We start from the raw sequence: 9,325 nt of genomic DNA on the forward strand, positions 1-9,325 counted from the left end.
CCACCGGGGCACATGCAGAATGAGAATACTCCTGTATCCCCTACTTGACATACCAGATTATAGGATGCAGGAGGTAATATATCGGGTCTCGTACTCTTCCCATATTGCATCCGATCCACTAATTCCTGTGGATGTTCCACTCGCACTCCGAGAGCAAAGTCCTTATTCTCGATGCGTATATCCCGTTCTCTGCAGAGTGTGAAGATGTCCCTCGCTGAATGTCCTGTAGCTAGAATGAGTTGGTCTACTGCTATCTCCTGATCACCATTGATGAGAATAGCCTGTACCTGCTGGTCACGGATGATGATATCCGTCAACCTGGCATTGAAATGAATCTCACCCCCATGATCGAGAATCGTCTCTCGGATAGCGGTGATGATCCCCGGTAACTTATTGGTCCCTATATGCGGATGGGCATCTATGAGTATATCCCTTGCCGCTCCATGTAAGACCAGTGTCTCGAGTATCTTCTGAACGTCTCCCCGCTTCTTCGATCGTGTATATAGTTTTCCATCGCTATACGCACCGGCCCCTCCTTCTCCGAAGCAATAATTGCTCTCCGGGTCTACGATATGCTCCTTATTGAGCTTAGCGATATCCCGTCTTCTGGCCCGAACATCCTTACCTCTCTCGTAGACCACAGGTCTCAGCCCCATCTCCAGACACTGGAGAGCAGCAAACAATCCAGCAGGCCCTGCCCCGATAATGTGAACAGACTCAGAGGAGCTCTCCAATGGCTGTATATTCGGTTCAATAGGATCGACCTCCAAGGGTCCATCGGTAGACACTTGGATGCGCAGTCGATATACGATCTTCCTTCGTGCATCCAGAGAGCGCTTGATGACCCTGAAGTGGATTGGATCAGAAGCTCCAAGACCAAGACGGTGTCTCAATTCGGATCGAAGGAACTCCTGGTCGTCCAGTTGTTCAGGACGAACTGCTATGTCTATCGTTTCTTTCAAAAAGAAAGCCCTGCCAATGGGCAGGGCCTAAGATACGTGTCGCTATAGCTAGTGATCAATTATCGTAAATAGCTATATCATCTATTTCCCAAGTGCTTCCATCATTGGAAGAACCGGTATATCGGAAGGCAACATAGGTCGCTGCAGAGCTGTAAGCGCTCAGATCGATAGGACCACTTAATGTCTCTTCCCATCCACCCGGAGAGTAATTGGCCTGAAGGAGTGTCCATGTGGCGGTAGTCACGTCATTGCTCTGACCGAAATCGGTAGACACATAGGTGTCCAGCCCAGGGCCAGCGTAGTTCATCATCGTCATAAAGGAGAATGTAGGCGAATTCAATGCGGATAGATCCAAGGCAGGAGAGATATACCATACCTCGCTCGGGTCATTTCCTGAACCATTGAAGTTCGTTGCCTTGGCAAAATTATTTCCTCCGAAATCATCTACGAACCACTCATCGCTTCCTACCACGACCTGCTGGGACCAGCCACCTGAAGTCAGGCTTTGATCTTCGAAATTCTTGAATATCACGTATTCACCGGTAGAACCATCACATCGAAGTGAAGTGAACTGCACATCATCGAGATCGCGGATGAATAACTGCATATCATCATTGAACTGACCCACTATGGCTGTGATGGTACCGTTTCCTCCTGGAACTTGCGCACCGGCAAAACTGGCAAAACCACTGGTTCTCAATATGACCTCATTGCCATTGCAATCCTGGACATATCGATTCTCCGACTGCTCATTGACAGCATCAGCATAAGTGGATCCGAGATCACCATCCACGAACTCCACATTCTCTATGCGAACCAATCGTGCTTGCAGACTAGGGTCGATGTCGTCCAAAGTCACCGTCATAGGCTCCCAATACTCTTGATTGGCCTGAATGACCACCTGCTCATCCACATCTACAGAATCGAGTTGTAGCATGCCAGCGTATTCGCTCACTATGGCTCCATTCAAGTTAATCCGAATGTAGTCACCCTCAAAAAGCCCTCCGTTGGCGATGGTCCGCATATTGAGAGCGTCCGTAGAATCCTCGATGAAAACATTCTTATAGAAGTTTCCAGAGACATTATCTCCGGTGACCGTGGCGTAGATATTGAAATCCTCGGTGAACTTATATGTACCTGAATCCGCGAGGATCTGTCGGATATCCGACAGGTCGAGCAGCATACCATCAGGGATATTTGCATCAGGTGGTGTATCGAAGTCCTTCTCACAGGAAATGAAGAGGGCTACTGTTAACAGGGCGATGAGGCCGTAATTTGAAATCTGTCTGATCATTTCTTTAACCAATTAAAAGCTTATTCGGACCATAGCGAAGTAGGTCCTTCCGAACATGTATGCGTATTTATTATCGAATAGGTCGAGGTTGGCCGCAGTGGGTCTTCCCTGCTCATAGCCACCTGTGATATAATCCTGCTTGTCCAAGACGTTGCTGACATTGACTGTGACCAAGAGGTAGTACTTGTAGTCGAATCTCCATGATTTTCCAGCAAACAGGTTCAAGGTCGCTGCATTGTCCAATTGTGTCTGCTCTAGGATGCGGTCCCATTGAGGGTCATCGGTGATGAGGCCATCTACAGAGGACTCGGTTCTGCGGGTAGAGATAGGATCGATCCAGGAATTGGCGAAGTAATTCAAATCCATCCCTGCAAACCAGAACTTAGGATCGCGGTAGTTGAATCCGATATTGATAGCTGACTGAGGCGTACGTCCAACTCGGAAATTCTCCATGTAGGCCAACTCGGTAGGCTCTTGAGTATCTGTCTCATCGATGACCCGTGTGACTTCAGGGCGGGCCGTATACAGGAACTGGCCATGACCTATAGCCCCTGTGAGAGTCAAAGTGGATGTGGCATTGGCCTCAAATCCGATCTCCAATCCATTGTACGAATGGTCGATACCGTTGGTCACCAAGTTGATGAGGTCATTCGATCCATCACTGTAGAAAGTAAAGATGCTCACCTGATCCTTGATGGTTGCGGAATATCCTGTGACTCGAGCTTTGAATCGTGGGAAGCGTATCTGATAGTTCAGATCGAATGAAGCGATCTTTTCCGTAGTCAGATCAGGTACGACCGAATTCCGGGTACGTGGTGATAGGAAGGAATTCCGGATCAATGGCGCTCTGGACATCAGACCGACATTGGCACTGATGAAGTGTCTACCTGTGATCTTATAAGTAGCTCCTGCCTTCACACCGCCAGTAGTGAAGCCCAATCGCTCTGACTCTCCTTTGGAATTGTCCTCGAACAATTCATTGCGGAACTTCCCATCGCGCCAAAAGCTCTGAGCATTGAGGCTCAGACCGAGGTAGTAATCCAGTTTGGGCAGCTTCTCCGAATACTGTGCAAAGAGATCCAGATTTCTGCGATGCATCTCATAATTGTAGCCATACCGCTCACCGTAGGTGATGATACCATTGGGTTGGTCCAGATTGTTCTGTGCTCCTTGATCGGTCGGCAATACACCATCCGCAAAACGATTGATGTCCAACCAGTACTCACCGCCTAGCAGATCATTGAGCTCTCTGTAATTGTCACTGGTATACATATTGGCATTAAGGCCTACTACGAGATGTTTGGTCTCGCCCAATTCCTGCTGATAGTTGAGGTTCAAGCCCAACAAGAAGGGGTCGCTGTGCGCTTCTTCTACAATGTACTTGGAACGGTATCCTTGGAAATCCTCTCCGGTCCCATCGGCATTTGCCACCGTATGTAGATTCTTGTAGTTGGCTTGATAGAATGCATCCCAATCCAACTGATAGAAGGAGACGTCATTAGCCCACGCATTCTCCAGTGCATCAATTCCATCCGGTTCATTGATGAACTCCAGATAGCTCGGGAGGTTCCTGTAATAATCCGGCCGAGGGTCATTAGCGTCCACCCAATCCAAACGGGTCTGATAGTACTCACCGAATTGGGTGTATGCGGTGGATTTCAGCTTGCTGTCATCATTCAGTTGTATCTCATGCCAAGCCATGACGATGGGCTTGTGTGAGTACCTCATACGTGAGTTGCGCTTCTCACCTTGCTGATAGCCCCAATAGGGATTGTAGTAGTTATCATCACGCAGTTCGAAGGCCTCTATAGTATTAAGAGAGGACCGACCACGGAGTGACGGGGAACCCAGACCTATGAGCCCGATGCTCTGTTCATCATTGAGTCGTTTTTCCAAGGAAAGGAAATAGGACATATTGCTGTATGACGTGCCTTCGATATACCCCTCTTCTGCCCAGCGACCTGAGACGGATGCACTTACAGCCAGACCATTGTCCATCATGCCGGTATTATGAGTAAGCATGGCCCGATTGCGATACGTACGGTTAGAGAGAGAATAGCTGAAACGGGTCCCGGGACGTTTGGAGGTAGCTCGCAGATCCATATTGGTGTATCCCTGAACACCTCCAAATGCGTATTCGTTCTGAGAGATCCCGACTCCGGTCTCCGGATATCGGGTGATATCATTCAGTCCGCCCCAATTGGCCCAGATCCCGAATCCCAATTCAGGATCATTCATTGGAACACCGTTGAGCATGATTGCAAAATTCTTCCCATCCATCCCGCGGACACGGTATCGAGCTGCACTGAAGTTGAATCCCGCACTGCGCATGAAAACATCCTGATTGGACTGGAGTAGACCCGAGAAGGTCTGTTCGGATTCTTGAGCTTCCAGCTGATCGGCTGTAAAGATCAGATTGTTGATCGCTGTCAGATTGAGCGAATCAGCCGTGCTAGAACGCGTGGTATCGGTCTGTGCGTGAGCAAGTCCGGTGGATAAGACGAGAAGGGTAAGTATGGTCGACCTCATATTAAACGTCCCTTGATGGGGGTGCAAAAGTACAAGTCTATACACTCTGACTTGTTGATCGTAGTGTGAAATCTACCATATCTCATCCGAATCCTAGCCCCTCGTTCCAGTATGGAATTACTTTTGCATGCGCAATTCCCATGATGATGAGAACAATTACCTGTGGTCTATTCCTGACCTTGATCATTGCTGCAAGTGCTCAGTCCCAGCAAGTCAACTACGAGATCGGAACGGTCGGGTTCTACAATTTAGAGAACCTTTTCGACACTCTCGATACGCCTGACAAACGCGATCATGAATTCACACCTGAAGGGCGCAATCGTTGGAATTCTGAGAAGTATCTCTTCAAACTCGATCAACTATCGAAAGTGATCAAGGATATCGGCACTTCTATCCACCCGGCTGGATTGGCGGTGCTCGCAGTTTCAGAAGTCGAGAATCGAGATGTCTTGGAAGATCTGGTCGCACATCCTGAATTAAAGGACAGGAACTATCAGATCGTTTTCGAAGAAGGTCCTGACCGCAGAGGAATAGATGTAGGACTGCTCTACAATCCCCAGTTCTTCGAGGTCGAAAGCTGGAAGAGTTATCGACTTTCCATGGCGGATACCAGCTTCCGTACACGTGACCAATTGCTGGTCACAGGTAAACTGTCGGGAGAACGCATCCACATGATCGTGGCTCACTGGCCCTCACGCAGCGGGGGTCAGAAACGTTCAGAACCCAAACGTATAGCTGCTGCTGAGTTGGGAAGACATATCGTGGATAGCCTGATGACAGCCGAGGATGATGCTGCCATACTCTATCTAGGTGACCTCAATGACGACCCGGTGAACAAGAGCCTCACCCGAGTGATGAAAGCCACTGGAGATAGATCCTTCGCTCGCGGTGACCGTCTGTTCAATCCGATGGAAGACCTCTATCAGAAAGGCATAGGATCATTGGCATGGAGGGATACCTGGAACCTCTTCGATCAGATATTGCTCAGCCCGGGCCTCATGGAGGAAAAACAAGGCAAATGGACCTATCATACAGCCCGTGTATACAATAAGCCCTATCTATTGCAGACCTCGGGAAGCTACAAGGGCTATCCCTTGCGCACCTTCGCAGGAGGCGCTTGGACCAAAGGCTACAGCGACCACTTTCCGGTCTATGTGATATTGAAACGTCCTATCGACCCACTGTTGATCGATCAGGAGTAGACCAGCTGATCGCTCTTCCCAAGATTCCTCAGGAGTCTACCATGACTCCTCAAAGCCTGCACGAAGTTCCCTTCTACCTTATAGGGTATGCCGTACTCTTCTGCTGTTCTGCGTACGATCTTTGAGAGATTCGGGTAATGTATGTGACAGATATTGGAAAAGAGGTGGTGCTCCACTTGATAGTTCAAGCCTCCGATGAACCAGGAGAACAGTCTACTCTTCGGGGCGAAATTCGTAGTGGTCCTCAACTGATGCACAGCCCAGGCAGCATCTATCCTACCCTTCTCATCAGGCTCAGGGAATTCGCACTCAGGCATCACGTGAGCAGCTTGAAATATCGCTGAGAGAAGGAATCCACACACCAGGTGCATGATCAGGAAGCCCAGAACGATAAGCCAAGGACTTATCGGAGCGATGAGCATTGGCAATACCATGAAGACCATGTAGTAGGCCACTTTCCAAAGCGACACATCCCAGAGCAACTTCTTGAATTCGCTTTCAGAACGGATCACACCTTTCTTCTTGTAGCGCACCAATCTGGAGAAATCAGCATAGGTAGCGAAGAGCAAAGACATCAATGAATAAAGGGGCCACGCGTAAATATGCTGGTACCGGTGCATCCCTTGGCGCTCTTGATTGGGTGAGAAACGGAAAAGAGATCCCATCTCTATGTCCTCATCGGCTCCATCGATATTCGTATAGGTATGATGAAGCACATTGTGCTTCAATCTCCACATCTTATCGTGACCACCGATCATATTCATGATATAGCCGATGAACTGATTGACGCGCTTATTCTTGGAATAACTGCCATGATTGGCGTCATGCATCACACTCATACCGATCCCGGACATCCCCAGGCCCATGACCCCCCAAGCGAGCAGTACCGCCCAGATAGATGTGATGGTCCCATTGAGCATCAGAATGAATGGCACCAGATAGATGGCCAACATGATAAGTGTCTTGATGACCATGCGGGCATCACCGAATCGGGTGATGTTGTTTGTTGCGAAATAATCCGAGACACGTTGATTCAGTGTCTTGAAGAATTCTACATCGCTGGTCGAGGAGAATCGAAGTCTTTTAGTGTCCAAAGCGTTAACTTAACGTAGATTTAAGAAGATATTATGCGGTGCCGAATATATGGATAACGATTTTTGAATGGATCAGGATTCATAGAATAGTATTCACGAGCAATTCCTTATAACCCAATGAAGACCCTATACATCAATCGGCATGCCAAGTCCAGCTGGAAAGACCATTCTCTTCGGGACCATGACCGGCCGCTCAATAAGCGAGGGCATATCAATGCTGAATTCATGGCGGCTCGTTTTGCTGAAGAGACCCAGGTCGATGCGATCATCTCTAGCCCAGCAGTGAGAGCATTGAGCACTGCGAGGTACTTTGCTAAAGCGCTAGGAAAGGGTGAGAATGAAATACAGGTCGAGCCGGTGATCTATGGAGCTGGAGTACGCGAAATGGTCCAGCTACTGGACCAACTGTCAGATGAGATACAAAGTGTGATCGTATTCGGTCATAATCCTACATTCACCGATCTTGCCTATCACCTGGATCATTCATTCACCTCACACCTGGTGACATGTGCCCGAGTGCGAATCGATTTCGAAATAGAAGAATGGGCGGCTCTTGGGTCTGATTGTGGAAAAGTGGTCTACCACCATTACCCTAGAATGTATCCTGAAATGGCCGATCTCTGAGGAATCAGAGCTCAATGTGAATAGTCTCCCGCTTCTTACGATTGGGTTTCTTACGACTCTTCATGCAATAAGAATCATAGATCTCTGCTGCTTCTGAATCATCCAATCCTGCGGCTCGCTTATAGTCGATGCAGGCTTCTCGCTTATCTCCCATGAAGAAATAAGACTCAGCTCGGAAGAAATAAAGATCAGGCGTAGAGATTCCCTTGGATTCTGCTTGATCGAAGAGCGACAATGCCTCGGAATAGTTTTTGGCTTCCAACTTCACCACGGCCAGATTGTATACAGCATCCGGAAAATCTTCCATCACTTGGTCAAAGGCTTTTTCTGCATCCTTGAATTGACCCAGATTACTCTTCGCTGCACCCAGCATGTATGTGGCCTGTGGATATCCAGGTCTATGGTGTAAGGCCGTTCTATAGTACTTGGAAGCATTCTTCATGTCATCCTGATCATAGCAGATGTTCCCCATATGGAAATTGGCCTCTGGGTGTTCAGGTCGCAGTCGCAATGCTTTGCGTACGTCTTTGAGCGCAAAGCTGAAGTCCCCGAGTTCTAAATAGGCGGCACCTCTGCGCATCAGGGCGTAGATATTATCCTCTTCTCTGGCCAGCACCTGATCATAGGTCTCTATGGCTTCTTCATAGCTCTTGAGCTTATGATAGGCATCCGCTTCCAGAAGAAGGTCTGCGGCATGTCGTATCTCAAAGGAATGGAGGTACTCGATCGTAGCCTCAAAGTCCTGATTCTCATACATCTCCTGAGCCAGAGATAAGTCGTCTTGAGCATACAGGCCCATAGACAGAATAAGTGTCAATAAGATAAAGGTCCTTTCCATATAGTCTGAGCGCTTATCCCGTTATACGTGCTTGAAGGCCTAAAAGATTCACAGGTACCTTATGTTAGATTTGCCGCATGAATGAGAACGGGAGTGAGCGGCCACTGATACTGGTCACAAATGATGATGGATACTACGCTGGAGGTATAACCGCCTTGGTAGAAGTCATGAAAGAATTCGGGGATGTTCTGGTGGTGGCTCCCAATCTTCCACAGTCCGGAATGGGGCATGCGATCACTATCAATTACCCCATCAGACTCAATCCCACCTCACACTTCGGTGATATGGATGCCTACAGTTGTACAGGAACTCCTGTAGATTGCGTCAAACTGGCTATATATGGTATTCTCAAGCGAAAACCCGACCTCATCGTATCGGGAATCAATCACGGGGCCAATTTCTCCATCAATGTGCTCTACTCAGGCACTATGTCAGCCGCTGTAGAAGGAGCCATAGAAGGAATTCCATCCATCGGCTTTTCTCTATTACATCACGACAAAGACGCAGATTTCACCGCAGCACAGGTGATTGTGCGGAAAGTCGTAGCCCAAGCTTTAGAAAAAGGCATTGCTAAGAATGTATGTCTGAATGTGAATATTCCCAGAGGACCGATCGAAGCGATCAAAGGCATCAAGGTATGCAGACAGGGCGTAGGACACTGGGAAGATGAATTCCTTGAGCGATTCGACCCCAGTGGTGAGCCCTATTATTGGATGAGCGGCTCATTTGGAGAAATGGATAAAGGAGAGGACACTGACAGTTGGGCACTGAAGCACAACTAT

General features: G+C 48.4%; 8 protein-coding genes. 3 read left to right on the plus strand and 5 right to left on the minus strand.

From position 1 onward, the window contains the following. The 3 genes from HKN79_05720 to HKN79_05730 all read right to left on the minus strand — a co-directional run. A partial coding sequence (locus tag HKN79_05720; GenBank protein ID NNC83056.1) for an FAD-binding protein occupies positions 1-893 on the minus strand: 893 nt, incomplete at its 3' end. 124 nt (positions 894-1,017) lie between these two features. Next, entirely contained in the window at positions 1,018-2,256 is a 1,239-nt protein-coding gene (locus HKN79_05725) for a hypothetical protein (GenBank protein NNC83057.1), read from the minus strand. Between the two features lie 12 nt (positions 2,257-2,268). After that, a complete protein-coding gene (locus tag HKN79_05730; GenBank protein NNC83058.1) occupies positions 2,269-4,785 on the minus strand; it encodes a TonB-dependent receptor plug domain-containing protein in 2,517 nt (838 codons plus the stop codon). Positions 4,786-4,925: 140 nt separating this feature from the next. On the opposite strand from HKN79_05730, the gene HKN79_05735 reads away from it, so the two are divergent. Next, positions 4,926-5,987: an endonuclease/exonuclease/phosphatase family protein gene (locus HKN79_05735; GenBank protein ID NNC83059.1), complete on the plus strand. Its 1,062-nt coding sequence runs from the start codon at positions 4,926-4,928 to the stop codon at positions 5,985-5,987. On the opposite strand, the gene HKN79_05740 is transcribed toward HKN79_05735, so the two are convergent. Further along, positions 5,978-6,940 carry an acyl-CoA desaturase gene (locus HKN79_05740; GenBank protein NNC83060.1) on the minus strand — a complete coding sequence of 321 codons (963 nt, stop codon included), beginning with the start codon at positions 6,938-6,940 and terminating at the stop codon, positions 5,978-5,980. The genes HKN79_05735 and HKN79_05740 overlap by 10 nt on opposite strands. Before the next feature lie 258 nt (positions 6,941-7,198). On the opposite strand from HKN79_05740, the gene HKN79_05745 reads away from it, so the two are divergent. After that, on the plus strand, positions 7,199-7,705 hold the full coding sequence (locus tag HKN79_05745) for a hypothetical protein (GenBank protein NNC83061.1): 507 nt from the start codon (positions 7,199-7,201) through the stop codon (positions 7,703-7,705). Between the two features lie 4 nt (positions 7,706-7,709). Here HKN79_05745 and HKN79_05750 read toward each other — a convergent pair whose 3' ends face one another. Then, complete coding sequence (locus tag HKN79_05750; protein ID NNC83062.1) at positions 7,710-8,504, minus strand: tetratricopeptide repeat protein; 795 nt, start codon at positions 8,502-8,504, stop codon at positions 7,710-7,712. A 116-nt stretch (positions 8,505-8,620) separates the two neighbouring features. Here HKN79_05750 and surE point away from each other — a divergent pair. Then, the coding region (gene surE, locus HKN79_05755; protein ID NNC83063.1) for a 5'/3'-nucleotidase SurE at positions 8,621-9,325 on the plus strand (705 nt) is incomplete at its 3' end.

This window comes from Flavobacteriales bacterium (assembly GCA_013001705.1).
GTDB lineage: Bacteria > Bacteroidota > Bacteroidia > Flavobacteriales_D > JABDKJ01 > JABDLZ01.